Origin of the sequence: Mesorhizobium sp. M0800 (genome assembly GCF_040320095.1) — a bacterium.
GTDB lineage: Bacteria > Pseudomonadota > Alphaproteobacteria > Rhizobiales > Rhizobiaceae > Mesorhizobium.
On the sequence record NZ_JAMYOZ010000027.1, the window covers coordinates 17,705 to 41,630 of the forward strand.

The window sequence follows — 23,926 nt, forward strand, 5'->3', positions numbered from 1 at the left end:
GTTCAAAATGGGAGTGCTGAACATGAAAAAACTGAGCATCCTTCTTGGTGCCGTCGCGGGTCTGGCGATTTCCGCCGGCAGCGTGCTGGCCGATTCCACGGTCAAGATGGTCGAGGTCATCACCAGTCCGCCGCGTACCGAATTCCTCAAGAAGCAGATCGCCGAATTCGAGGCGGCCAATCCGGGTGTCAAGGTCGAGCTGGTATCGCTGCCCTGGGGCCAGGCGTTCGAGAAGTTCCTCACCATGGTGCAGGCCGGCGACACGCCTGACATTGTCGAGATGCCGGAGCGCTGGATGGGCCTCTATGCGACCAACGGCCAGCTCGAGGATCTCGGGCCATACATGGCCAAATGGGACGATGCCAAAACGCTGGGCGAGCGTGCCAAGCAGTTCGGCTCGACGGTCGATAACAAGCAGTACATGATCCCTTACGGCTATTACCTGAACGCGCTGTTCTGGAACAAGAAGCTGTTCAAGGAGGCCGGCTTGGACGGTCCGCCGGCGACGCTCGATGAATTCGTCGAGGACTCCAAGAAGATCTCGGCGATACCGGGCAAATACGGCTACTGCCTGCGCGGCGGCCCGGGCGCCTTCAACGGCATGCATATGTTCATGAACATCGCCGCCGGCAAGGGCGGCTATTTCAACGAGGACGGCACCTCGACCATCAACGAGGAAGGCTCGGTCAAGGGCCTGCAGATGCTCGCCGACATGTACAAGAACGGCCTGGCGCCGAAAGATGCGGTGAGCTGGGGTTTTAACGAGACCGTCACCGGCTTCTACAGCGGCACCTGCGCCATGCTGAACCAGGATCCCGACGCGCTGCTCGGCATCGCCGACAAGATGAGCGCCGACGATTTCGCCGTGGCGCCGATGCCGGTCGGGCCGAGCGGCAAATCCTATCCGACGCTCGGTTATGCCGGCTGGGCGATGTTCGCCAATTCCCAGCACAAGGACGATGCCTGGAAGCTGATGGCAACGCTGTTGTCGCCCAAGGACAATCTGGAATGGGCAAAGGAAGTCGGCGTCATTCCAATCCACAACGGCGCCGACCAGGACGCCCACTTCAGGACCGAGCAGTTCAAAGGCTGGTTCGAGGAACTGAACAACGGCGACAAATACGAGATGGTGACGCCTCCGACGCATCTGGAAAACCTTGGCAATTTCGTAGACCAGGTGGCGATCAAGAATTTTCAGGAAGTGCTGCTTGGCCAGAAAGCGGCCAAGGACGTGGCTGACGAATGGGCCAAGTTCCTGACCAAGGAACAGCAGGACTGGCTGGCCAAGAACAAGAAATAGCTTTTCTTCCTTCTCCCGTTCACGGGGAGAAGGTGTCACGACGTGACGGATGAGGGGCGGCGCCAACCCGACTTGGCTCGCGCTGCTTCTCATCTGCCTGCCCGTCCTCCACAGCAGCTGCGCTGCAGCTGCGGAGGGTGGACCGGCATCTCCCCGTAAACGGGGAAGGCGCTGTCGCCAGCCCGTGCTTACCCAGGAGACGATCCAGTACCAATGACCTATGCCGTGTCCGAAATCCGATCCGCCGGCAGGCCGCGAAAGAAGCGGCTATCCCATGCCGCGATCGAGCCCTGGCTCTATCTCAGCCCGGCGATCGCGCTGCTGGTCGTCGTGCTCCTGGTGCCGCTGGTTATCGGCGTCGGCTACTCGTTCCGCAAATTCTCCGCTTTCAAATCCGAATATGTCGGGCTTGGGCAGTATCAGGCGATGCTGTCGGATCCCGTGCTCGGGCAGGCGCTCGTCAACACGCTATGGTGGACGGCAGCCAGCCTGTTCTTCCAATTTTTCCTTGGGCTTGGCCTGGCGCTGCTGCTCGACGCGCCGTTCCGGGGCAGAAAGATCGTGCAGGCGGTGGTGTTCCTGCCCTGGGCGGTACCGTCCTTCCTCTCGGGCCTGACCTGGGCCTGGCTGTTCAACCCGATCATCGGGCCGCTGCCGCATTGGCTCTACGCCTTGGGGCTGAAAGCCGAGCCAACCAACGTGCTCTCCGATCCCTCGACAGCCATGTGGGGGCCGATCGTCGCCAATGTCTGGTTTGGCATTCCCTTTTTTGCCATCACGCTTTTGGCGGCGTTGAAGTCGATCCCGTCAGAACTGCATGAGGCGGCGGCGATCGACGGCGCCTCGCCGTGGCAGCGCTTCACCAAGGTGACGCTGCCGTTCCTGGCGCCGACCATCGTCATTACCGTCATGCTGCGCACGATATGGATCGCCACATTCGCCGACCTGATCTTCGTCATGACCGAAGGCGGGCCTGCCGGTTCGACCGCCACGGTGCCGGTCTATATCTATGTCAGCGCGTTCAAGTCACTGGATAGGGGCTATGCCTCGGCGGTGGCGGTGCTGCTGCTTGTGCTGCTCATCGTCTATGCGATTGCGCTGATAGGCATCCGCCGCTCGCTGGTGAGGCACGTCTGATGATTGCCGGACGCTCCGTCTCCTCGCGCATCCTCGGCGGCATCGGCCTTTACGGCGCCATCGCCGCCTATATGGCCTTCGCGCTGTTCCCGATCTTCTGGACGTTGAAGATCTCGGTTACGCCGGAGCGGCTGCTCTATTCCGAAGGCATCACTTTCTGGCCGTCGCAAGCGACGCTGCAGAACTTCGTCACCGTGCTCGAAGCCACCGATTTTCCGCGCTATTTCCTGAACAGCGTTATCGTTTCGGTGTCGACGGCAGCCTTCGTAACGGTCATTGCCACGCTGGCCGGCTACGCCATGTCGCGATTTTCCTTCCGCGGCAAGGCGACCCTGGCCATCCTGCTTTTGCTCACCCAGACTTTTCCGCTGGTGATGGTCATTCCGCCGATCTACCGCATCATGGGACAGATCGGCCTCATCAACAGCCTGACCGGCCTCGTCATCATCTACACCGCGTTCAATACGGCCTTTGCGACCTTCCTGATGCAATCTTTCTTCGACGGCATCCCGAGAGACCTGGAAGAGGCAGCCATGATCGACGGCTGCACGCGCCTGCAGGCGATGCGCAAGGTGATCGTGCCGCTGACGCTACCCGGCATGGGCGCGACGCTCGGCTTCGTCTTTACCGCCGCCTGGAGCGAGTTGCTGTTTGCGCTGATGCTGATTTCCAGCGACGACCAGAAGACCTTCGCGGTCGGCCTGCTCACCTATATCGGCAAATTCGCGGTCGACTGGGGACAGATGATGGCTGCTTCCATCCTGGCGCTGATCCCGGTCTGCGTCTTCTTTGCCTTCCTGCAACGCTACCTCGTCACCGGCCTTACCGCCGGCGCCGTCAAGGGATAGATCGATGGCCTCCGTTACACTCGACAAAGTCCGCAAAGACTATGGAGCCGTGCGCGTTCTGCACGCGGTCGATCTCGAAATCGCCGACGGCGAGTTCGTCGTTCTGGTCGGCCCGTCCGGCTGCGGGAAATCGACCCTGCTGCGCATGATCGCCGGGCTGGAGGAGGTCTCCGACGGGCAGATCCATATTGGCGAGCGCCTGGTCAACGACATCGCGCCAAAGGACCGCGACATTGCCATGGTATTCCAGTCCTACGCGCTCTATCCGCACATGGACGTGTCGAAGAACATGGGCTTCAGCCTGATGCTGAGAAAGGCCGGCAAGCCGGCAATCGATGCAAGGGTGGACAGTGCCGCCAAGCGGCTCGGGCTCGATGCGCTTCTGCAACGCCTGCCGCGGCAATTGTCCGGCGGCCAGCGCCAGCGCGTCGCCATGGGACGGGCCATCGTGCGCGACCCGAAGGTCTTTCTCTTCGACGAGCCGCTTTCCAACCTCGATGCCAAGCTGCGCGTTCACATGCGTGCCGAGATCAAGGCGCTGCACCAGCAATTGAAGACCACTTCGGTCTATGTCACCCACGACCAGACCGAAGCGATGACAATGGCCGACCGCATCGTCGTCATGCATGACGGCCTCGTCCAGCAGGTCGGTGTGCCGCTCGATCTGTACGACCGGCCGGTCAACATGTTCGTCGCCGGGTTCATCGGCTCGCCCGGCATGAATTTTCTGCCTGCCGTGGTTGAAAAGGGCGCCAAGCCGGATGCCATCCTGGCCGACGGCCAGAAGCTGAGGCTGCCAGACGGCCTGCCGCTCAGGGATGGCGATACGATCACCGTCGGCTTGCGGCCCGAGCATATCCGGCTCGCCGACAATGGCGCGCTGAAGGGCGAGGTGGGTGTCGTGGAGCCGCTCGGCCTGTCCACCCAGTTCTATGCCAGGCTTGCCGGCCAGCAGGTCTGCGTGTTTGCCATGGGCCGGGCCAGCGTGAAGCCGGGTGAGGCCGTGCGCCTGTCGGCTGATCCGGCATCGCTCCATCTGTTCGATCCGGCAAGCGGCGGTCGCATCGGCTAGTCCTGTATTCCCGAAACGAAAAACGCCGCCCGGAGGGCGGCGATTCGGTACTGCGAGAGAAAACCCGATTACTTGATCTTGGTTTCCTTGAATTCGACGTGCTTCTTGGCGACCGGGTCGTATTTGCGGAACGACAGCTTGTCCGTCTTGGTGCGGCTGTTTTTGCTGGTCACGTAGAAGAAACCGGTGTCGGCGGTCGACAGAAGCTTGATCTTGATGTTTGCGGCTTTGGCCATGATGTTCGTCCGTTAAATGTTCGTGGAGTTTTGGCCGCTGGAGCACGGGGAAAACACCCGGACGCGGGAAACTTGCCGCGACACATAAAGGACGCGCCCGGAAAGTCAACCCTTGTCCAGGTTCTGTGTCGTAAGCAGATGAGTTGTCCGGATTAGGTAGCACATGAGTTGTCCGGGTTTATTGCCAGCCGATGGAGGCTGGGGACGAAGCAGACATTGATGTGCTACCAAAACCCGACAATTTGATTGGGTGCCGACAGCCGCGGGAGGCTCCTGTGTGCCTCCGGCCGTCCTCCGGGTGGCGTCTCAGTTTGAATGCTGGCTATGAGTATCGATGGACGGCTGATCGATCACCCAAAGCCAGTTCCCGTCACCTTGCCGGCGAGCGATTTCCGCAGTAACGGTGCCATCGGCAAGGCGCGTGGAAGTGAGCGCCAAATCCCTGTTGATGATAGCCGGACGCTGATCTCCGAGATCAAACTTTCGTCCCGCTGCCACCAACTTGGCGTAAAATCGGCGGATGGCATCTCTGCCGCAGGCCAACTGTCCGTTGCCGGTATCGAGGATGGCACCGGGTTCGTAAAGAGCAGCCATTCCTTCCGCGTCTCCCGCTTGCTCGCGAGAAACCAATAGCCGCGCCAGGTCCTGGGGATCGCTTGCCGGTTTGCGGTTTGCTTCGTCATTCATCGGCAGGCTTCCTGACAGACAAATTCAAATCGAGATGCGACCAGGTTCCGGTCACTCCGCCGCGACGGTTTCCGGTTGCAACGCCTTCTTCCAGTCTCCCGTCGTGTTCCACCAGCGGTTCGGGTTGGCGCGGTCGTCGAGACCCTTGGAGCGGCTGGCAAGCAGTGGCTGAATGCGGATCACCGGTTCCTGATAGCTGTGAACCTGATAAATCGCCTCGACGACGCGTGCGGCGAGCTTCTGGTCATCGGGCAGTTCGAACGACACCTCGACAGTGCCCGACCGCCTGCGCAATTCCGTCTCGGCGCCGGCGGCGGCACCTTCAAGCGGCCGGTAACGTTCGATGCCGTCCGCCGACTGAAAGGCATTGCTGTCATATTTGCCCATTCCGAGCGGTGCGATCGCGACCACCGCCTCCATGATGCGGTCGACATCGGCTGCCGGTGCCTGAAAGGTCACCAGCAGCAGCAATTCCATCCGCAGCGATTTCGTTTCAAAGCCACTATCGATCATCCGAGGTCTCCCTGCTAATGCACTTTGGGGGAGCATATACTCGAGCCCTCCTGACATGGTTGTGTCAGGAGTTGGTCAGCAGTGGGAGCGATGTCGGCAGCGGAACCGACTCAGAGGATTTTGCGGAGCAGCCTGGTGCCGACCAGCACGATATAGCAGGCGAAGAACAGGCCGAGCGCCCAACCGAAGCCCGACGGCCCGAAAGCGTCCATGCCGATGCCGATTGCCTGCGGGCCAAGCACCATGCCGACGCCGTAGCAAAGCACGAAGGCGGCGTTGGCGGAGGCCAGTTCGTGGCCGGAAAGCTGGGAGCCGAGGTGAGCAAGACCGATTGTATACATAGCGGCGACCACACCGCCCCAGATGAACAGAAGCGCTGCCATCAAATGCCAGTTCTGCGCGAAGAACGGCATGAAGACCGTGCCGGCAAGCCCGACAGTAGCACAGGCCATCAGCAGATAGCGGCGGTCGCTGACGCGGTCGCTGATCATGCCGATCGGGATCTGCAACAGCACATTGCCAAGCCCGATCATGGTGAGCAAAAGGGCGGCGTCCGCCTCTGAGTAGCCGATGCGGCTACCGTAGACCGGGAACAGTGCAAAGCCGCCGGTCTCGACCGCGCCGAACACCAGCACGGCGGCGGTCGCCGTCGGCACCAGCCAGATGTAACGCAGGAAATTGCTGGTTTCGCCGTCCGAGACGATCGTCGGGCTCTCGTTGCGTGCCGCCAGGACCGGTATGGCAGCGAGCGTAACCAAGGCGATGGTAACGCCGAAGGGCAGGAAGCCACTGCTGCCGAGATGGGCGAACAGCCAAGGCCCGGCGGCAAAGCCGAGAGACAGCACGGTGGCATAGATGCCGAGGACCAGTCCGCGCCGGTGTGGCGGCGCCGAGGTGCTGATCCAGAATTCCGACAGGATGAACAGCACCGTCAGCGCGATATGCAGCAGCACGCGCAGCGGAAACCACATCCAGAAAGCTGGCGCGAAATGGAAACCGACAAAGGCCAGCGCTCCGGCCGCAATCATGGCAAGCATCGTCCAGGCGACCCCGAACCGCATGGCAAGCGGAGTGGCGAGCGGCGCGCCGGCTATCGAAGCGAGGCCGGCGACCGCGGTGTTGAGACCGATCATCGACGCGGAATGGCCACGCGTTTCCAGGATCACACTGAGCAGCGGCATGCCAAGGCCGATGGCAATGCCGACGACGCTGATCGACGAGATCGCCGCGACCATCGGCAGCCAGTGTACGCGTTCCTTGCCCTGCGGCTGGATATCGACTGTCATGGAATGCCTGGCTGCTCTAGAGAATTTCGCGGACGAAGCGATTGCGGACAAGCCGGTAGAACGGCACGGGACCGCCGGGGCTCAGCAGCGGATCCCGGGCGAGCCGGGTTTCCAGCTCCTCCAGGACCGTGCGCGTGATGTCTGGAATATCGACTTGCCGGGCCTTGGCCAGCGGCAGCCAAACGACGTCTTCCAACTCGTCGGTCGGACCGCCATCCGGCAGTTGCACGGCGACATCGTCGCGCCATGCGGCGAGAAAGCGCGTATCGAAGCGGCGCACCCGGTTGGGCGGGGTGATGGCGCGTGCGACGAAGCGCAGCGCTTGCAGTGATGGGATGACGCCGTGCTCGACAAAGCCCTGCCAGTCGCGCCTGGCGGTTGCGAACACGCCTTTTTGACCGATCAGCAGGCCGGCCTCCTCATAGGTTTCGCGGATTGCCGACAAGGCAATGGCGCGGGCGCGAGCCGGGCTGGTGCGACCGATGCCAGCGGTCAATCTCGCTTCTTCCTCGGGATGAAGTGCGGTGGCTATCGAGATGCGGCTGTCGGCCGGATCGGTGCGGCCGCCGGGAAACACGAATTTTCCCGGCATGAAGGCATGACGGGCGTGGCGCCGGCCCATCAGCACCAGGAATTCGTCGCCTTTGCGGTCGAGCAGGATCAGCGTCGCGGCGTCGCGCGGGCGTATTGGCTTGGCCTCGAGCGCGTTCCGCTCAACCTTGTCGACTTCCGCCTTGGTCATAACGTCCATGCGCTCGACCTAGCGGAATCTTCTCCGATGCGAAAGTGGCGTCCAGCCATGCCGATTGCGCCAGTCTCGGTTTCAAGCCTCGGGATGCGACTCGATCAGATCTTCTTCACCGCCAAAGCCGTGCATATAAAACGCCCATTGCAGGCCGATGACAGCGCCCTTGACCGGCTGCAGCAGGACGACGGCGAGAATGATGGTCAATGGCACCCAGATGGCGATGTGCTGCCAGGTCGACAGCGTCGAGGTTGCCTCGACACCCATGAAGGCGCCGAGCACGATGTGGCCGACAATGACCACCACAAGATAGGCCGGCAGGTCGTCGGCGCGTTGGTGGTGAAGCTCCTCGCCGCAATGATCGCATTTGTCGACGGTCTTGACGAAGGCGCGAAACAGCTTGCCCTCGCCGCAATGCGGGCAGCGGCCGAGCATACAGCGCTTCATTGCCGTCCATAGCGGCCTGGCGGTCCGGCCCGAGTGATGTTCGCCGCCGAAAATCCGTTCTTCCACCTGCAGTTCTGTTGGCATTACCGTCTCCTGCCGCGGGAGCCTGGACGCGATTGCGACGCCCGGGCGCGGCCTTTGGCCTTGTGGAACGACCGTTTGGAGCCGGGCAGCGGCTTTGGCTCGGTCAGCATCTCGAAACGCATCGCGCCGGCCATCGGCGCCACCTCGATCAGGCGAACCTCGACGCGATCAGCAAGCTGATAGCCCTTGCCGGTGCGTTCTCCGAAAAGCGATCGAGCAGTTTCGTCGTATATATAGTAGTCGCCGCCCAGGGTTGAAACCGGAATGAAGCCATCCGCGCCATACTGCGGCAATTGGACAAACAGGCCCGATTTGGTGACGCCCGAGATGCGGGCGTCGAAACGGTCGTCGATGCGCTCGGCGAGATAGGCGGCGATCAGCCGGTCGACCGTGTCGCGCTCGGCGGCCATCGCGCGCCGCTCGGTCGCCGAAATCAGCGCCGAGACCTCTTCCAGCCGCTCCGCCTCGTCCTGCGTCAGGCCCCCCGGACCAAGGCCGAGTGCGGCAATCAGCCCGCGATGCACGATGAGGTCGGCATATCTGCGGATCGGCGAGGTGAAATGCGCGTAGCGCTTCAGGTTGAGGCCGAAATGGCCGATATTGGCGGGCGAATATTCGGCCTGGCTCTGCGAGCGCAGCACCACTTCGTTGACCAGCCCCTCATTGTCGGCGCCGCGCACGCGAGCGAGGATGCCGTTGAACTGGTTCGGCCGCATTTGCGCGTCGCGCGCCAGCGACAGGCCGAGCGTCTGCAGGAATTCACGCAGCGATTCCTGCTTGGCGAGCGAGGGCGCATCGTGGATGCGGTAGACCAGCGCCTGGCGCTTCGCCTCGAGTGTCTCGGCGGCGGCGACATTGGCCTGGATCATGAACTCTTCGATCAGCTTGTGCGCGTCGAGCCGCTCCGGCACGACGACCTTGTCGACGGTGCCGTCCTGCTTGAGCAGGATCTTGCGCTCGGGGAGATCGAGCTCAAGCGGCTGGCGCGTGTCGCGGCCGCGCTTCAGGATCGCGTAGGCGTCCCATAGCGGCTTCAGCACCGTATCGAGGATCCGGCCAGTCGTGTCATCCGGTGCGCCGTCGATCGCCGCTTGCGCCTGCTGATAGGCGAGTTTCGCCGCCGACGTCATCATGACGCGATGGAAGGAGTGTCTGAGTTTGTGGCCATCGGCCGAGAAAGTCATCCGCACCGCTATCGCCGGACGATCCTGGCCTTCGCGCAGTGAACAGAGGTCGTTCGAGATGCGCTCCGGCAGCATCGGCACGACGCGGTCGGGGAAATAAACCGAATTGCCGCGCTTCAGCGCTTCGCGATCGAGCGCCGTGGCATAGCGCACGTATGCAGCGACATCCGCAATGGCGACGGTGACAACCACGCCGCCGGCGTTCTTCTCGTCGGTGTCGGGCATGGCGAACACCGCGTCATCATGATCCTTGGCGTCGGCCGGATCGATGGTGAGCAGCGGCAGCTCGCGCCAATCCTCGCGGCCGGCAAGCGTCGCCGGCTTGACCGCCTCCGCCTCGGCGATGACGTCGGTGGGAAAAATATGTGGAATGTCGTGTGCGTGGATGGCGATCATCGAGACCGCCTTTTCGCTGGTCAGCGACCCCAACACCGCCAGAACCTTGGCTCGCGGCAGCCCGTAGCGCGAGGCCCGCGCCGGCTCGACCTCGACCAGATCGCCGTTCTTGGCGCCGTTCTGGAATTCCTTGTCGACGACCAGCTCCGGCTGGCGCCTTTCCACCGGCTCGATGCGGAACGTGCCGTCCTTCAGCACACGGAAAACGCCGAGAACCGCATCGGGGCGCTTCTCGAATATCTTCATCACCCGGCCGGTATAGGCCGGGCCTGCCGGATCGTCGGTCGGAAAGGTCTTGGCCAGTACGCGGTCGCCGATGCCCGGCGTCGGGCCATTGCCGCCGCGCGACATGCGGATCGCTATGACCGGAGGTTCGCCATTGCCGATCGCTTCGGTCGGGTGCGCCAGCAGCACACCGTCGGCGTCACGGCCGAAGATGTCGAGCACCGCGACGTGGGGCAGGGCGCCGACACGGGCAAGCCGCTTGCGCTCCTTGGTCAGCAGGCCTTCATCCTGCAGGTCGCGCAAGACGTCCTTCAGCCAGATGCGGTCTTCGCCGCGCAGCGCAAACGCCTTGGCGATGTCGCGTTTTCCGGCGCGGTCCGGATTTTCGGCGATGTAACGCAGTATCTCGTCGCGTGAAGGCCGGTAATTGTCCCTGACCTTGGCACGGGTATCGGCGGTGCGCAGATCGCCGTGGCTTCTTCCGGAGACTTTGCGCGCCAACCCGTCCTATCCCTTTTTCCTGGCCGCAGCCGATTTCTTTGCAGGCGCGGCCGCTTTGCGGAAGGGCTTCCTGGCGCCATTGCCGCCCTTGGCTTCCTTTTCCGCAATGAGCGCCACCGCATCCTCGATCGTCACCGATTGCGGATCCTTGCCCTTCGGCAGCGTCGCATTGACCTTGCCGAAATTCACATAAGGCCCGTATTTGCCGTCGCGCACGACGATCTTGCCGCCGCCGGCAGGATGCTCGCCAAGTTCCTTGAGCGCAGCGGCTGTGCCGCCATTGCGGCCGCCTTTACCCTTCAATTGCTTCTCGGCGATCACGGAGACGGCGCGATTGAGGCCGATCGAGAACACGTCCTCGATGCTGTCGAGATTGGCGTAGGTGCCGTCATGCAGCACGAACGGCCCGTAGCGCCCCAGCCCGGCCGAAATCATCTTGCCGGATTCCGGATGCTTGCCGACGTCGCGCGGCAGCGACAAAAGGGCGAGTGCCTTTTCGTGATCGATCGAATCGACAGTCCAGCCCTTGGGCAGGCTGGAGCGCTTGGCATCCTTGCCGTCGCCGCGCTGGATATAGCGGCCGAACCGGCCATTGCGCAGCGTGATCTCCTCGGCGGTATAGGGGTCCTTGCCGAGCACTTTGGTGCCGTCTTCGCCACCGCCGTTCTCGCCATTGGGATTGGCGGCGTCGCCGAGCTGGCGGGTGAAGGAGCATTCGGGATAGTTCGAACAGCCAACGAAGGCGCCGAACTTGCCGAGCTTCAGCGACAGGTTGCCGGTGCCGCATTTCGGACAGATGCGCGGGTTCGAACCGTCTTCCCGCGCGGGAAAGACCAGCGGCGCCAGTTCCTCGTTCAATGCATCGAGGACGTCGGTGACGCGCAACTCCTTGATGTCGGCGACGGCGCCGGAAAAATCCTTCCAGAAATCGCGCAGCACGTCCTTCCATGCGAGCTTGCCGTCGGAAATCTCGTCGAGCTTTTCCTCCAGCGAAGCGGTGAAGTCGTACTCGACATAACGCTCGAAGAAGCTTTCGAGGAAGGCCGACAATAGCCGGCCCTTTGCCTGCGGCACCAGCTTGCGCTTGTCGATGGTGACATAGTCACGATCCTCGAGCGTCTTCAGGATCGCCGTATAAGTCGACGGCCGGCCGATGCCCAACTCTTCCAGCTTCTTGATCAGCGAAGCTTCCGAATACCGCGGCGGCGGCTCGGTGGTGTGCTGGGTGGCGTTGATCGCCTCGCGGGTGAGCTGCTCGCCGGCACGGATCTCAGGCAGGCGGCGGCTTTCCTCATCTTCCGAATCTTCTTCCTTCTGCTCGATGTAAGCGGCAAGGAAGCCGTCGAAGCGAACAACCGAGCCGACAGCACGAAGCTCGGCGGAACGCGAACCGTTGACTGCCTCGATCTCAACCGTGGTGCGCTCGATCTCGGCCGGCTGCATCTGGCTGGCGATGGCGCGTTTCCAGATCATCTCGTAAAGCCGCGCCTGGTCGGCGTCGAGATACTGCTTGACGGAAGCCGGCGTGCGCATGAAATCGGTCGGACGGATCGCTTCGTGCGCCTCCTGGGCATTCTTGGCCTTGGCGGAATAGTAGCGCGGCTTTTCAGGCAGGTATTTAGGGCCGAATTCCTTGGCAATCGCATCGCGTGCGGCAGAGATCGCCTCCGGTGCCATCTGCACGCCATCGGTCCGCATATAGGTGATCAGGCCGGTGGTCTCACCGCCGATCTCCATGCCCTCATAGAGCCGCTGCGCCACCTGCATGGTGCGGTTGGCCGAAAAGCCGAGACCCGATGAGGCTGCCTGCTGCAGCGTCGAGGTGGTGAAGGGCGGCCCGGGATTGCGCTTGGTCGGCTTCGCTTCGACAGACGCCGCCTTGAAGCTGGCGCCTTCGAGCATCGCTTTGATGTCGTCGGCCTGCGCCTTGTTGGAAATGTCGAGCTTTTGCAGCTTCTTGCGCTCGAAGGCGGTCAGCCGCGCCTCGAAATTTTCCTTGCGCGGCGTACCGAGAATGGCGGCGACCTGCCAGTATTCCTCGCGGATGAAGCGCTCGATCTCGGATTCGCGGTCGCAGACCAGACGCAGCGCCACCGACTGGACGCGGCCGGCGGAGCGGGCGCCGGGCAGCTTGCGCCACAGCACGGGCGACAGCGTGAAGCCGACCAGATAATCGAGCGCGCGGCGGGCGAGATAGGCATCGACCAGCGGCGCGTCGATCTGGCGCGGATTGGCCATCGCCTCCAACACGGACGCCTTGGTGATGGCGTTGAAGACGACGCGGCTGACCGGCTTGTCCTTCAACGCGCGCTTTTGCTTCAGCACTTCCAGGACATGCCAGGAGATCGCTTCGCCCTCGCGGTCCGGATCGGTGGCGAGGATCAGCCCGTCGGCGTCCTTGACCGCCTTGGCAATATCGGCGAGACGCTTTCCAGACGCGGTGTCGACGGCCCAGGACATGGCAAAGTCCTCATCCGGACGCACCGAGCCATCCTTGGCCGGCAGATCGCGGACATGGCCGAACGAGGCCAGAACCTTGTAGTTCTTGCCGAGGTATTTGTTGATTGTCTTCGCCTTGGCCGGCGATTCGACGACGACGACGTCCATACGGTCTCATATCAGTTGTGATGCGGCAGAAGAATTCCGCTGCGCGCGACGAAATCTCGTTCAATGTGTCGCTCACATGGCCGCGCTTTTGCATCCGGTCAAGGCCAAGCAGTCAAAATGCGGCCCTGTACCGAATGCGCAACCCAACGGTGCCATGCGATTTTCCGCAATCCTGGATAAGGGAAATGGCCAGCCTATCACTGGACAAGCCCGGCAATTGATCCTGGAGAACGGGACAAACTCTCCCGCGGATATAAGAGAAACATCGAGCACGCGCCAGCCCTGCTTGAACAGATGCTGTGAAGCGCGCAATCGGTAGCCCGGCATTTTGCTCGGACAGTCGCAAGGAAGTACCGTGCTGAAAAGCTGGCCGCCGGGGCGGTTGGGTCGAGTTCCCAGCGACCAGCCGTGTTACCGCCTGTTACAGCCGATCAGAAGCTCAAGGCCTAGTCGGCCTTGGCGATATGCCAGAAGCCGCCGACACCCTCGCCGGTCACGTCGCCGGCCTTCTTGTCCTTGAGGAACGTGTAGAGCGGCTTACCTTCGTTGGCCCACATCCCGGTGCCGTCGGTGCGGTCGACGATCGTCCACTCGCCCTCGGCCTTGGCGTTGGCGTCAGCCTTCAGCGGCGGCCAATTGGCGGCGCATTTGTCGTAGCAGTTCGACTTGCCCGCCTCGTCCTTGTCGTAGGTGTAGAGCGTCATGCCGCTGGCGTCGGTGTAGATCTTGGTGCCGCCGACCTCCGCTTCCTTCCACGCCTCGGCGGCGAAGGATGCGGCAGTGCCGAGCAAAAGCGCGGCCGTGCCAATTGCGATCGTTTTCATGGACTTCTCCCTGGATCATTCGAAAAGCGCGCGGAACAACGCAGCTTCGTTTGATCAACGCTGCCTGGCTGCCCTTTCTTCCCGGGCGGGCGTCGACTTGCTACCCAATATGGTGGGGCCACGCGATGGTGATTGGCGGACGGCCGCCGTCGCGGCTATATGGCTGCGCAGTAATCGGGAGACGGAAATGGCATTGGACGTCGGCTATGTCAGCGCGATCGGGGCGGGAGCGATTTCGTTCCTGTCGCCTTGCGTGCTGCCGCTGGTGCCACCGTACCTATGTTATATGGCCGGCGTGTCGGTCGACGATTTCCGCGGCGAGGCCGGCATTACGGCAAAGGCCGGTGCGCGAGGTGCGCTGGTTAATTCCTCTATCGCCTTCGTGCTCGGCTTCTCGACCGTCTTCGTCGCGCTCGGCGCCGGCGCCTCGACCATCGGCCATCTGTTGCGAGTCTGGCAGGAGCCGCTGGCAATGGCGGCCGGCGTGCTGATCATCCTGATGGGCCTGAATTTCCTCGGCGTACTGCGCATCCCTTTGCTTTCACGCGAGGCGCGCTTCCAGTCACAAGGCAAGCCGGCCAGCCTGATCGCCGCTTACGTAATGGGCCTGGCCTTCGCCTTTGGCTGGACGCCCTGTATCGGCCCGGTGCTAGGGCCGATCCTGACGCTTGCCGGCGGCCGCGAGACGGTGGGCGAGGGCGCGCTGCTGCTTGCCGCCTATTCGCTCGGCCTCGGTATTCCCTTCCTCGTTGCGGCGCTGTTTTCAGGCGCCTTCATGCGCTTTCTCGGGAAATTCCGCGTCCATCTCGGCCGCGTCGAAAAGGCCATCGGCGCGCTGCTGGTCGTGGCCGGCGTGTTTTTCCTGACTGGCGGCGTGCAGGCGGTATCGTACTGGCTGCTCGAGACTTTCCCGGTGCTGGGGCAATTGGGATAGGTTTGCCGCCCGGCCGAAGCGCGAGGCCGTAGCTGCGGCGCAAGGCACCGCAGCTACGCGGTCCATTCACCTTCGAAATAGCCCGGCTGGTCGATATCGGCGATGAGCCCGGGTCCGCTCGGCGCCCACCCCAGCAGCGCGCGAGTCCGCTCGCTCGAGGTCGGGACATCCATCGCCGCGAACATCGCGAACCAGCCAAAATGATCGGCGGTTTCTTCCGCGGACTTGGCGACGACCGGCACGTTCAGGCGCCGGCCGATCACGCCGGCGATGTCCTTGAACGGCACGCCTTCTTCGGCGATCGCGTGATATCGCCCGCCATCGGCTCCATGCTCGAGCGCAAGCCGGTAAACGCGAGCGGCATCGAACCGATGCACGGCAGGCCAGCGATTGAGCCCTTCGCCGATATAGGCCGACACGCCCTTCTTGCGAGCGAGGTCGATGAGAATAGGAACGAAGGCGTGGTCGCCTTGGCCATGGACCGACGGAGGAAGGCGCACAACCGACGCGCGCACGCCGCGTGCCGCCAGCGCGGCGGCTGTCGCTTCGGAGGCGCGGGGATACAAAGCGGAAGAGGGGACAGGCGCATCTTCCTCGGTCGCGATACGGCCCCGCGCCTGGAGCGCGGTTCCGGAGGTGACGAGCAGGGGCCGCTCGGAGCCTTCGAGTGCACCGCCCAAGGCCTCGATGGCGCGCCGGTCCATCTCGCATTTTTGCGCGAATTTCGAGAAGTCGTGGTTGAAGCCGGTATGGATCACTCCATCAGCTGCCGCTGCGCCCCTGCTGAGGCTTTCGAGGTCTTCGAGGTCACCTCGATGCACCTCGGCTCCGGTGGCTGCAAGCGACTTGGCCGACGCCGCCGAGCGGGCGAGGCCGAGCACCTGATGGCCGGCGCCGATGAGTTCTTGAACGACGGCAGAACCGACGAATCCGGTCGCTCCGGTAACGAAAACACGCATCACGACTTCTCCTTGTTCGTTTCTGACCACGACCATTTTCGCGGCTCAGTTATGTCGTGATAGGCGCTTGAGAAAATACGATCTATGCGGTAAAGTCCGTATTACCTTCGCAATCGTCCGGAATGACCTGTGGATCCCCTTTCAGATGTGCTCTCGCTGCTGAAGCCGCGAAACTATATGTCGGCCGGTTTCGATGCTGGTGGTGAATGGTCGATCCAGTTCCCCGACCAGCAGCAAAGCATCAAGACCGGAGCGGTGGTCTCCGGCCGGTGCTGGCTATCTGTGGAGGGCGTTGCTGACGCAGTGCGCCTTGAGACGGGAGACTGCTTCCTGCTGCCGAGTGGACGGCCTTTCCGCCTTGCAAGCGACATGAGCTTGACGCCTGTTGAAGCCGTCAAGATTTTTCCGCCTGCGCGAGCCGGCGGTGTCGTGACCCACAATGGCGGTGGTGATTTCTTTCTGGTCAGCAGCCGCTTCGCGCTTGGCGGCAATCATGCCGGCATCCTGTTGCGGATGCTGCCAGCCATTGTGCATATCCGCAAAGAGTCGGACCAGTCGGCGCTGCGCTGGTCGGTGGAGCGGATGATGCAGGAGCTGCGCGAGCCGCAGCCGGGCGGCTTTCTGATGATCCAGCACCTCGCCCACATGATGCTGGTTCAGGCGCTGCGGCTGCATCTTTCGGAAGGATTGAAAGGTGGCATCGGCTGGCTCTTTGCCCTCGCGGACAAACAGATCGGCGCGGCGATCAGCGCCATGCATGACGATCCGGCGCATGGCTGGACGTTACAGGAACTGGCGGAACGGGCCGGCATGTCGCGATCGACCTTTGCGCTCAGATTCAAGGAGACGGTTGGCGCGTCGCCGATGGACTATTTGACGCGCTGGCGAATGCTGCTGGCCGGCGACCGGCTGACGAATTCCAGCGATCCCGTCGCCGTCATAGCGCTTTCGCTCGGCTACGAATCCGAAAGCGCCTTCAGCACCGCCTTCAAGCGGGTCATGAACTGTTCGCCACGGCAATACGGCCGTGGCCGAGCCTCCAGTTTCGCATCACGCAACGAGGCGGAAGCCGCGTGAGCCGATCGGCTTGAGCGTGTCGCGGGTTGGAGGTTCCACCGTCTCACCGGAATTTAACCGCATTGGTGCAGCATGGCGCCGGTGCTACTAACGCTTCGATTCCAGACCCCTTTCAACGGTTGCTGTCCCCATGAGCCAGAGATCCTGCCTGTCCATCATCCTCGCCGCCGGCGAAGGCACGCGCATGAAGAGTGCAGTGCCGAAAGTGCTCCACACAATCGCCGGCCTGCCGATGGTTGCCCATGTCGTCAAGGCGGCCGAAGCCGCCGGCAGCGGCGAGTTGGCGCTGGTGATCGGCCATGGCGCCGATGAGATGCGCAAGGCCGCACTCAAGTTTGCGCCGAAGGCCGAGGCTTTCGTTCAGGAAAAACGTCTCGGCACCGCGCACGCCGTGCTTGCCGCACGCGCAGCAATATCAAAAGGTTATGACGACATCTTGGTGATGTTTGGCGACACGCCGTTGATCGATCCGGAAGCGCTCGCGGCGGCGCGGCTGAAGCTGGCGGAAGGTGCGGCCGTCGTCGTGGTCGGCTTCCGTACGGAAAATCCTTCGGGCTACGGCCGGCTTATCGAAAAGGCCGGCAAGCTCGTGGCCATCCGCGAGGAGAAGGACTGCTCGGACGAGGAGAAGAAAATCACCTTCTGCAATGGCGGGCTGATGGCGGTCGCCGGCAGGCACGCGCTGAAGCTGCTCGATCAAGTCGGCAGCAAGAACGCCAAGGACGAGTATTATCTCACCGACATCGTCGAGATCGCCGCTGCGCAGGGGTTTGATGTGGTCGCCTCCGAAGCAAGTTTCGAGAACGCGCTCGGCATCAACAACCGTGCCGAGCTTGCCCAGGCGGAAGGTATCTGGCAGGCGCGCCGGCGGCGCGAGGCGATGCTTTCTGGCGTTACGCTGATTGCGCCCGAAACTGTGTTCTTCTCGCACGACACCGAGATCGGCGCCGATACGATCGTCGAATCCAATGTCTGGTTCGGGCCGGGCGTGAAAATCGCGACGGGGGCCAAGATCCATGCCTTCAGCCATATCGAAGGCGCCACCATCGCGTCGAATTGCGATGTCGGGCCGTTCGCGCGGCTGCGGCCCGGGGCCGATCTGAGAACCAAGGCCAAGGTCGGCAATTTCTGCGAGGTCAAGCAGGCGATCGTCGAGGAGGGCGCGAAGGTCAACCATCTGACCTATATCGGCGATGCCCGCATCGGCGCCGGTGCCAATATCGGCGCCGGCACCATCACCTGCAATTATGACGGCTATTCGAAATTCTTCACCGATATCGGCGAAGGTGCCTTCATCGGCTCAAACTCCTCGCTGGTGGCGCCGGTGTCGATCGGCAAGGGCGGCTACATCGCCTCGGGCAGCGTCATCACCGAAAGCGTACCCGACGATGCGCTGGCCTTCGGCCGCGCCCGCCAGCGGACTCTACCCGGCAAGGGCAAGGAGTTGCGAGAGCGTTTTTCTCAGGCCGCGGCGGCCCGCAAAAAAGGGTAGACTAGCGGAACTCGGCGACAAGCTGGATTTCGCCAACGATTGCATCGTTGAAGGCCGACAGGTCTTCGGCCGGGATCCAGTATTCCAGATGCGCCCGGCTGCCGGCATGCTGGACGCTGTAACGGTCCAGAAAGCTGCGACGCACCTCGAAACGCGTCACGAAACCTGATCCGCTCGCGGGCACATTCCAGTCTCGGGCGATCTGGGTGGCATAGGCCTCGCTGGTGACCGGATAGAAGATCGGCTGATCGGCAAGTCGAGGAGGAAAGGCGCGCATCCCTGCCTTCTGGATCAACTCCAATTCGCGGGGGCCGACCGGACGCCAAAGCGTCACCGTGTCAATTCGTTCGTTCATAGCCGCATCATGTCTTTGACTGATTTCTGGAGCCGTTGAGGCGAGATAGGATACATAAGCGGAGAAACTGAGCAATTGCAGTAACCGGATTGCAAGTGCGCCCTGTCATGGTGCATCTGTGCAGGATAGTCCGGCTGATACCGGACGAAATGGAATGTGATTTTTCGCGACAGCCCGGCAGTCTCTAAATAGCGCCGGGTTTGAGGTCGGAATCGGGGGCAAGCGCCATGTGCGGTATCGTTGGAATTGTCGGTAACTCGCCGGTCGCGCCGCTTATCGTCGATGCGCTGAAAAGGCTCGAATATCGCGGCTATGACTCGGCCGGCGTCGCCACGATCGAGCACGGCAGGCTTGACCGCCGCCGTGCCGAGGGCAAGCTGGTCAATCTCGAGCGCCGGCTGAAGGACGAACCGCTCGACGGCATGATCGGCATCGGCCACACGCGCTGGGCCACACATGGCGTTCCGAACGAGAGCAATGCGCATCCGCATTTTTCCGACGGCGTCGCCATCGTCCATAACGGGATCATCGAGAATTTCGCCGAATTGCGCGACGAGCTGATGCGCGACGGCTACAGTTTCGCCTCGCAGACCGATACCGAAGTCGTCGCTCATCTGGTGGCGCGCGAACTGGCCAAGGGGCTGAAGCCGGTTGAGGCGGCGCACAAGGCACTGAAGCGGCTGGAAGGCGCCTTTGCGCTCGCCATCATGTTCAAGGGCGACGAGGATCTGATCGTCGGCGCGCGCAATGGCCCGCCGCTCGCGGTCGGTCATGGCGACGGCCAGATGTTCCTTGGCTCCGACGCCATTGCGCTTGCCCCTTTCACCAATTCGATCACCTATCTGGAAGACGGCGACTGGGCGGTGGTGCGCCGCAACGAGGTCGATATCTTCGACATGGGCGGCAACAAGGTCGACCGCAAACGCCAACAGTCGCTCAGCACGAGCTTCATGGTCGACAAAGGCAACCGCCGCCATTTCATGGAAAAGGAAATCCATGAGCAGCCGGAAGTGATCTCGCACACGCTGGCGCATTATGTTGATTTCGTCAGCGGCGTCTCGAAGCCGCTCGACCTGCCGTTCGATTTCGCCAAGATCGACCGGCTGGCGATCTCGGCCTGCGGCACCGCCTATCTCGCCGGGCTGATCAGCAAATACTGGTTCGAGCGCTATGCGCGGCTGCCGGTCGACATCGATGTCGCTTCGGAGTTCCGCTACCGCGAGATGCCGCTGTCGAAGAACGATGCCGCTTTCTTCATCTCGCAATCGGGTGAAACCGCCGACACGCTGGCGTCGCTGCGCTACTGCCGCAAGGCCGGCATGAAGATCGGCGCGGTCGTCAATGTGCGCGAATCGACCATGGCGCGCGAATCCGACGTCATCCTGCCGACGTTGGCCGGCCCGGAGATCGGCGTCGCTTCGACCAAGGCGTTCACCTGCCAGCTTTCCGTGCTGGCCTCGCTGGCGGTGCGGGCGGGCGTGGCGCGCGGAACGATTTCGCAGGAGCAGGAGAAAACGCTGATACGCGAGCTGTCGGAAGCGCCGCGTTATGCGAACCAGGTGCTAAAGCTCGACGGGCAGATCGAAAAGGTCGCGCGCGACCTCTCGCACTACAAGAATGTGCTTTATCTCGGCCGTGACACCAATTTTCCGCTGGCCATGGAAGGTGCGCTGAAGCTCAAGGAGATCTCCTACATCCATGCCGAAGGCTATGCTGCCGGCGAGTTGAAACACGGCCCGATCGCGCTGATCGACGAGAACATGCCCGTCATCGTCATCGCGCCGCATGACCGCATCTTCGAAAAGACCGTGTCGAACATGCAGGAGGTCGCGGCACGCGGCGGCAAGATCATCCTGATCACCGACAGCAAGGGCGCCGCACACGCTACGGTGAAGACGATGGAGACGATCGTTTTGCCGGACGTGCCGGAAATCATCTCGCCGATCATCTACGCGCTGCCGATCCAGATGCTCGCCTATTTCACCGCCGTGTTCATGGGCACGGATGTCGACCAGCCTCGCAACCTGGCGAAATCGGTAACGGTGGAATAGGTCTCGTTTAAAAACTTCGCCATTCCAAAGCGCCTTGGGGTTCAGTAGTGTCGCGCTGCAAACACACGCTGCGGTGAACCATGTCGGATGCTCTCAAGACCTCAGGCATGACCCGGCTGAGAAACTATTTCCTGACCGGCTTCGTCGTTTGCGCGCCGCTGGCGATTACTGCCTACATTGCCTGGTCGCTGATCGGCTGGGTCGATTCCTGGGTGAAACCCTACATTCCGGTACGCTACAATCCGGACACCTACCTGCCGTTTCCAGTGCCGGGTTTTGGGCTGATCGTTGCCTTGATCCTCATCACCTTCATCGGTTTTATGACCGCCAATATCGTTGGCCGCGCCATCGTCAACTTCGGCGAGCGCCTGCTTGGCCGCATGCCGCTGGTGCGCGGCATCTACCGTTCGCTGAAGCAGATTTTCGAGACCGTGCTGTCGAACAAGGGCGACATGTTCCGCCAGGTCGGGTTGGTCGAATATCCGCGCAAAGGGGTCTGGTCGCTGGTCTTCGTCGCCAGCGAGAAGGAAACCGAGATCAACCAGAAGCTCGACCGGGAAGGCGATCCGCTGATTGCCGTATTCATGCCATGTACGCCCAACCCGACGACAGGCTTTCTGATGTATGTGCCGAAATCCGACATTGTGCTGCTCGATATGACAATCGAGGACGGAGCCAAGCTGATCGTGTCGGCCGGCTTGGTGGCGCCGGCGGTCAAAATGGTGACGGTGAACGGCGAGCAGATCCACGGCGCGCTTGCCAATCCTCCGCTCGACACGATGCCTCAGCCGGCACGCAGGAGCCGCACGGCCTCCTCGCGGCCGAACAGATAGAGCAACAGGCGCAGCGCCGTGCCGCGTTCGGACTGCAGTTCCGGATCACGCGACAGCATCAGCCGCGCATCGTCGCGAGCGGCCTCGAGCAGGTCGGCATGCGCCTCGATGCGCGCCACCTGGAAGCCCGGCGTGCCGGACTGGCGGGTGCCGAGCAACTCGCCTTCGCCGCGCAGCTTCAGATCCTCTTCGGCGATACGGAAGCCGTCCTCGGTCTCGCGCATTACCGACAAACGGCGTTTTGCCGTCTCGCCGAGCGGATCCTTGTAGAGCAGCACGCACGATGAAGGCTTGTCGCCACGCCCGACCCGGCCGCGCAATTGGTGCAGTTGGGCGAGGCCAAAACGCTCGGCATGCTCGATGACCATGATTGTCGCGTCCGGCACATCGACGCCGACCTCGATGACGGTGGTGGCGATCAGGATACGGGTGTCGCCCTGCTTAAAGGCGCGCATCGCCTCGTCCTTGTCGGCGCCTTTCATGCGACCATGCACCAGGCCGACGCGGTCGCCGAACAGCGGCTTCAGCGAGGCAAAACGGTCCTCGGCCGACATCAGCTTGATCTCCTCGGATTCCTCGACCAGCGGACAGATCCAGTAGATTTTCTGGCCATCGGCGACGGCGTCGAGCATGCGTCCGATCAGTTCGTCGAGCCGTTCAAGCGGCAAGGTGACGGTGCGGATCGGCTGGCGGCCGGCCGGCTTTTCCGTCAGCTTCGACACATCCATGTCGCCGAATGCAGTCAGCACCAGCGTCCGCGGTATCGGCGTTGCTGTCATCACCAGCATGTCGGGCGCATCGCCCTTGGCGGTAATGGCAAGGCGCTGATGGACGCCGAAACGGTGCTGCTCGTCGACGACGGCGAACACGAGGTCACGGAACGTCACCGTTTCCTGGAACAGCGCATGGGTGCCGACGACGATGTCGATGTCACCATTGGCCAGCCCGGTCAGCGTGTCGGCACGCTCGCGGCCCTTTTCGCGACCTGTGAGGACGGCGACACGCAGGCCGGCCCGTTCCGCCAACGGCGCAATCGTTGCCAGATGCTGGCGCGCCAGGATTTCGGTCGGCGCCATCAATGCCGCCTGGCCGCCGGCCTCGACGGCACGCGCCATGGCAAGCAGCGCGACCACCGTCTTGCCGGAGCCGACATCGCCCTGCAAAAGGCGCAGCATGCGTTCGGGGTTACCGAGATCGGCGTTGATTTCGGCAAGCGCCATTTCCTGCGAGACGGTCAGCGAATAGGGGAGTGCGGCGCGCAGTTGTTCGACTATGCGGCCGTCGCCGACCAGTGGCCGGCCAGATAATCGGCGGACCTTGGCCCGCACCAGCGCCAGCGATACCTGGCCGGCCAAGAACTCGTCATAGGCAAGGCGCCGCCACGCTGCGCCGTCGACAGAGACGTCGATCGGGTCGGCAGGATTGTGGATGCGGTTGAGCGCATCGCTGAAAGCAGGAAAGGCATGGCGGCGCCGGAACTCACCGTCCTGCCATTCGGGCAGCACCGGCAGGCGGGCCAGCGCCTGGCCGATGGCCCGGCGCAGCACCTTGCCCGAGAGCGCGGCGGTCAGCGGATAGACCGGCTCGACCAGCGGCAGGTTTTCCGCGTCGCCGGCAAGTGCGATATGGTCGGGGTGAACCATGGTCGGGCGGCCGTTGAACCATTCCATGCGGCCGGAGACGACGACATGCTCGCCTACGGGCATTGCTTTTTCGAGATAGGCGGCATGGGCATGGAAGAAGGTCAGCGCGATCTCGCCGGTGTCGTCATGGGCGTAGACCCGGTACGGGACCGACCTGTTGCCGCGTGGCGGCGGCTGGTGGCGGTCGATGCATACGTCGAGTGTGACGATGGCGCCCTCGGCCGAGCCGGCGATGCCGGGCCGGTTGCGGCGGTCGATGACAGTATGCGGCAGCACGAACAAGAGGTCCCCGGCGCGCGCGGCCCGGTCGCCGAGGTCGGCTGCTACGACTTTTTCGATCAGGGCGCCAACTTTTGGCCCGACGCCGACAAGCGAGGTGATCGGGACAAACAGCGGATCGAGGAGGGAGGGACGCATGATGTCAGCTTATGTTGCGGCGACTGTAGCACAAGGCTGACACCGCCTTCTATCCACGCTATATGCGCCGCCT

21 protein-coding genes are annotated in these 23,926 nt (G+C 62.7%); 9 read left to right on the forward strand and 12 right to left on the reverse strand.

The genetic code is table 11. The features are described from left to right. The first annotated feature begins 22 nt into the window (after positions 1-22). The 4 genes from NKI18_RS25240 to NKI18_RS25255 all read left to right on the forward strand — a co-directional run bounded on the left by NKI18_RS25240 (position 23) and on the right by NKI18_RS25255 (position 4,357). Positions 23-1,300, forward strand: a complete 1,278-nt coding sequence (locus tag NKI18_RS25240; protein WP_031212851.1) for an ABC transporter substrate-binding protein — start codon at positions 23-25, stop codon at positions 1,298-1,300. Between the two features lie 213 nt (positions 1,301-1,513). Next, complete coding sequence (locus NKI18_RS25245; protein ID WP_352619861.1) at positions 1,514-2,437, forward strand: carbohydrate ABC transporter permease; 924 nt, start codon at positions 1,514-1,516, stop codon at positions 2,435-2,437. Then, the gene (locus NKI18_RS25250; RefSeq protein ID WP_352594495.1) at positions 2,437-3,285 is read left to right on the forward strand and encodes a carbohydrate ABC transporter permease; all 849 of its coding nucleotides are present in this window, start codon (positions 2,437-2,439) and stop codon (positions 3,283-3,285) included. Before NKI18_RS25245 ends, NKI18_RS25250 begins: the two co-directional genes overlap by 1 nt. A gap of 4 nt (positions 3,286-3,289) precedes the next feature. Continuing rightward, positions 3,290-4,357, forward strand: coding sequence for an ABC transporter ATP-binding protein (locus NKI18_RS25255; protein ID WP_352619860.1), 1,068 nt, complete (start codon positions 3,290-3,292; stop codon positions 4,355-4,357). A 68-nt stretch (positions 4,358-4,425) separates the two neighbouring features. Here NKI18_RS25255 and rpmG read toward each other — a convergent pair whose 3' ends face one another. The 9 genes from rpmG to NKI18_RS25300 form a co-directional block, all read right to left on the reverse strand. Next, positions 4,426-4,593 (reverse strand): 50S ribosomal protein L33, encoded by a 168-nt coding sequence (gene rpmG, locus NKI18_RS25260; RefSeq protein ID WP_006201775.1) that lies wholly within the window; start codon positions 4,591-4,593, stop codon positions 4,426-4,428. A 306-nt stretch (positions 4,594-4,899) separates the two neighbouring features. Beyond that, the gene (locus tag NKI18_RS25265; protein WP_352619859.1) at positions 4,900-5,280 is read right to left on the reverse strand and encodes a YybH family protein; all 381 of its coding nucleotides are present in this window, start codon (positions 5,278-5,280) and stop codon (positions 4,900-4,902) included. 51 nt (positions 5,281-5,331) lie between these two features. Further along, positions 5,332-5,793, reverse strand: coding sequence for a YqfO family protein (locus NKI18_RS25270; protein ID WP_352619858.1), 462 nt, complete (start codon positions 5,791-5,793; stop codon positions 5,332-5,334). Between the two features lie 110 nt (positions 5,794-5,903). Continuing rightward, positions 5,904-7,079, reverse strand: coding sequence for an MFS transporter (locus NKI18_RS25275; RefSeq protein WP_352448698.1), 1,176 nt, complete (start codon positions 7,077-7,079; stop codon positions 5,904-5,906). Positions 7,080-7,095: 16 nt separating this feature from the next. Further along, positions 7,096-7,830, reverse strand: coding sequence for an NUDIX hydrolase (locus tag NKI18_RS25280; protein ID WP_352619857.1), 735 nt, complete (start codon positions 7,828-7,830; stop codon positions 7,096-7,098). 72 nt (positions 7,831-7,902) lie between these two features. After that, on the reverse strand, positions 7,903-8,355 hold the full coding sequence (locus NKI18_RS25285; protein WP_352619856.1) for a DUF983 domain-containing protein: 453 nt from the start codon (positions 8,353-8,355) through the stop codon (positions 7,903-7,905). Further along, positions 8,355-10,661, reverse strand: coding sequence for a ribonuclease R (gene rnr / locus NKI18_RS25290; RefSeq protein ID WP_502900745.1), 2,307 nt, complete (start codon positions 10,659-10,661; stop codon positions 8,355-8,357). Before rnr ends, NKI18_RS25285 begins: the two co-directional genes overlap by 1 nt. A 6-nt stretch (positions 10,662-10,667) precedes the next feature. After that, the gene (gene topA, locus NKI18_RS25295) at positions 10,668-13,268 is read right to left on the reverse strand and encodes a type I DNA topoisomerase (protein ID WP_352619855.1); all 2,601 of its coding nucleotides are present in this window, start codon (positions 13,266-13,268) and stop codon (positions 10,668-10,670) included. Between the two features lie 446 nt (positions 13,269-13,714). After that, positions 13,715-14,092 carry a COG4315 family predicted lipoprotein gene (locus NKI18_RS25300; RefSeq protein ID WP_352619854.1) on the reverse strand — a complete coding sequence of 126 codons (378 nt, stop codon included), beginning with the start codon at positions 14,090-14,092 and terminating at the stop codon, positions 13,715-13,717. A 187-nt stretch (positions 14,093-14,279) separates the two neighbouring features. Here NKI18_RS25300 and NKI18_RS25305 point away from each other — a divergent pair, with 187 nt between their 5' ends. Continuing rightward, a complete protein-coding gene (locus tag NKI18_RS25305; protein WP_352619853.1) occupies positions 14,280-15,026 on the forward strand; it encodes a cytochrome c biogenesis CcdA family protein in 747 nt (248 codons plus the stop codon). A 53-nt stretch (positions 15,027-15,079) separates the two neighbouring features. Here NKI18_RS25305 and NKI18_RS25310 read toward each other — a convergent pair whose 3' ends face one another. After that, the gene (locus NKI18_RS25310) at positions 15,080-15,985 is read right to left on the reverse strand and encodes an SDR family oxidoreductase (protein ID WP_352619852.1); all 906 of its coding nucleotides are present in this window, start codon (positions 15,983-15,985) and stop codon (positions 15,080-15,082) included. A 129-nt stretch (positions 15,986-16,114) separates the two neighbouring features. Here NKI18_RS25310 and NKI18_RS25315 point away from each other — a divergent pair, with 129 nt between their 5' ends. Beyond that, positions 16,115-17,062, forward strand: coding sequence for an AraC family transcriptional regulator (locus tag NKI18_RS25315; protein WP_352619851.1), 948 nt, complete (start codon positions 16,115-16,117; stop codon positions 17,060-17,062). Between the two features lie 130 nt (positions 17,063-17,192). After that, entirely contained in the window at positions 17,193-18,554 is a 1,362-nt protein-coding gene (gene glmU, locus NKI18_RS25320) for a bifunctional UDP-N-acetylglucosamine diphosphorylase/glucosamine-1-phosphate N-acetyltransferase GlmU (protein WP_352619850.1), read from the forward strand. A 1-nt stretch (position 18,555) separates the two neighbouring features. Here the strand turns inward: glmU and NKI18_RS25325 are convergent, their stop codons facing one another. Continuing rightward, positions 18,556-18,909: an ADP-ribosylation/crystallin J1 gene (locus NKI18_RS25325; RefSeq protein WP_352594486.1), complete on the reverse strand. Its 354-nt coding sequence runs from the start codon at positions 18,907-18,909 to the stop codon at positions 18,556-18,558. Positions 18,910-19,136: 227 nt separating this feature from the next. On the opposite strand from NKI18_RS25325, the gene glmS reads away from it, so the two are divergent. Together glmS and NKI18_RS25335 are read left to right on the forward strand one after the other, a co-directional pair. Next, on the forward strand, positions 19,137-20,960 hold the full coding sequence (gene glmS / locus NKI18_RS25330; RefSeq protein ID WP_352455656.1) for a glutamine--fructose-6-phosphate transaminase (isomerizing): 1,824 nt from the start codon (positions 19,137-19,139) through the stop codon (positions 20,958-20,960). Positions 20,961-21,040: 80 nt separating this feature from the next. Next, complete coding sequence (locus tag NKI18_RS25335; protein WP_023680026.1) at positions 21,041-21,793, forward strand: DUF502 domain-containing protein; 753 nt, start codon at positions 21,041-21,043, stop codon at positions 21,791-21,793. Here the strand turns inward: NKI18_RS25335 and recG are convergent. Continuing rightward, positions 21,745-23,853 (reverse strand): ATP-dependent DNA helicase RecG, encoded by a 2,109-nt coding sequence (gene recG / locus NKI18_RS25340; RefSeq protein WP_352619849.1) that lies wholly within the window; start codon positions 23,851-23,853, stop codon positions 21,745-21,747. The two genes, NKI18_RS25335 and recG, sit on opposite strands and share 49 nt — an antisense overlap. Between the last annotated feature and the right edge of the window lie 73 nt (positions 23,854-23,926).

What these genes read in the sequence shown, in the direction of transcription:
- recG (WP_352619849.1), bottom strand. Translation starts at nt 23,853, where the DNA reads ATGCGTCCCTCCCTCCTCGATCCGCTGTTTGTCCCGATCACCTCGCTT.
- NKI18_RS25285 (WP_352619856.1), bottom strand. Translation starts at nt 8,355, where the DNA reads ATGCCAACAGAACTGCAGGTGGAAGAACGGATTTTCGGCGGCGAACAT.
- NKI18_RS25310 (WP_352619852.1), bottom strand. Translation starts at nt 15,985, where the DNA reads ATGCGTGTTTTCGTTACCGGAGCGACCGGATTCGTCGGTTCTGCCGTC.
- rpmG (WP_006201775.1), bottom strand. Translation starts at nt 4,593, where the DNA reads ATGGCCAAAGCCGCAAACATCAAGATCAAGCTTCTGTCGACCGCCGAC.
- NKI18_RS25335 (WP_023680026.1), top strand. Translation starts at nt 21,041, where the DNA reads ATGTCGGATGCTCTCAAGACCTCAGGCATGACCCGGCTGAGAAACTAT.
- NKI18_RS25270 (WP_352619858.1), bottom strand. Translation starts at nt 5,793, where the DNA reads ATGATCGATAGTGGCTTTGAAACGAAATCGCTGCGGATGGAATTGCTG.
- NKI18_RS25245 (WP_352619861.1), top strand. Translation starts at nt 1,514, where the DNA reads ATGACCTATGCCGTGTCCGAAATCCGATCCGCCGGCAGGCCGCGAAAG.
- NKI18_RS25240 (WP_031212851.1), top strand. Translation starts at nt 23, where the DNA reads ATGAAAAAACTGAGCATCCTTCTTGGTGCCGTCGCGGGTCTGGCGATT.
- NKI18_RS25305 (WP_352619853.1), top strand. Translation starts at nt 14,280, where the DNA reads ATGGCATTGGACGTCGGCTATGTCAGCGCGATCGGGGCGGGAGCGATT.
- glmU (WP_352619850.1), top strand. Translation starts at nt 17,193, where the DNA reads ATGAGCCAGAGATCCTGCCTGTCCATCATCCTCGCCGCCGGCGAAGGC.
- NKI18_RS25255 (WP_352619860.1), top strand. Translation starts at nt 3,290, where the DNA reads ATGGCCTCCGTTACACTCGACAAAGTCCGCAAAGACTATGGAGCCGTG.
- glmS (WP_352455656.1), top strand. Translation starts at nt 19,137, where the DNA reads ATGTGCGGTATCGTTGGAATTGTCGGTAACTCGCCGGTCGCGCCGCTT.
- NKI18_RS25325 (WP_352594486.1), bottom strand. Translation starts at nt 18,909, where the DNA reads ATGAACGAACGAATTGACACGGTGACGCTTTGGCGTCCGGTCGGCCCC.
- NKI18_RS25275 (WP_352448698.1), bottom strand. Translation starts at nt 7,079, where the DNA reads ATGACAGTCGATATCCAGCCGCAGGGCAAGGAACGCGTACACTGGCTG.
- NKI18_RS25280 (WP_352619857.1), bottom strand. Translation starts at nt 7,830, where the DNA reads ATGGACGTTATGACCAAGGCGGAAGTCGACAAGGTTGAGCGGAACGCG.
- topA (WP_352619855.1), bottom strand. Translation starts at nt 13,268, where the DNA reads ATGGACGTCGTCGTCGTCGAATCGCCGGCCAAGGCGAAGACAATCAAC.
- NKI18_RS25250 (WP_352594495.1), top strand. Translation starts at nt 2,437, where the DNA reads ATGATTGCCGGACGCTCCGTCTCCTCGCGCATCCTCGGCGGCATCGGC.
- NKI18_RS25300 (WP_352619854.1), bottom strand. Translation starts at nt 14,092, where the DNA reads ATGAAAACGATCGCAATTGGCACGGCCGCGCTTTTGCTCGGCACTGCC.
- NKI18_RS25265 (WP_352619859.1), bottom strand. Translation starts at nt 5,280, where the DNA reads ATGAATGACGAAGCAAACCGCAAACCGGCAAGCGATCCCCAGGACCTG.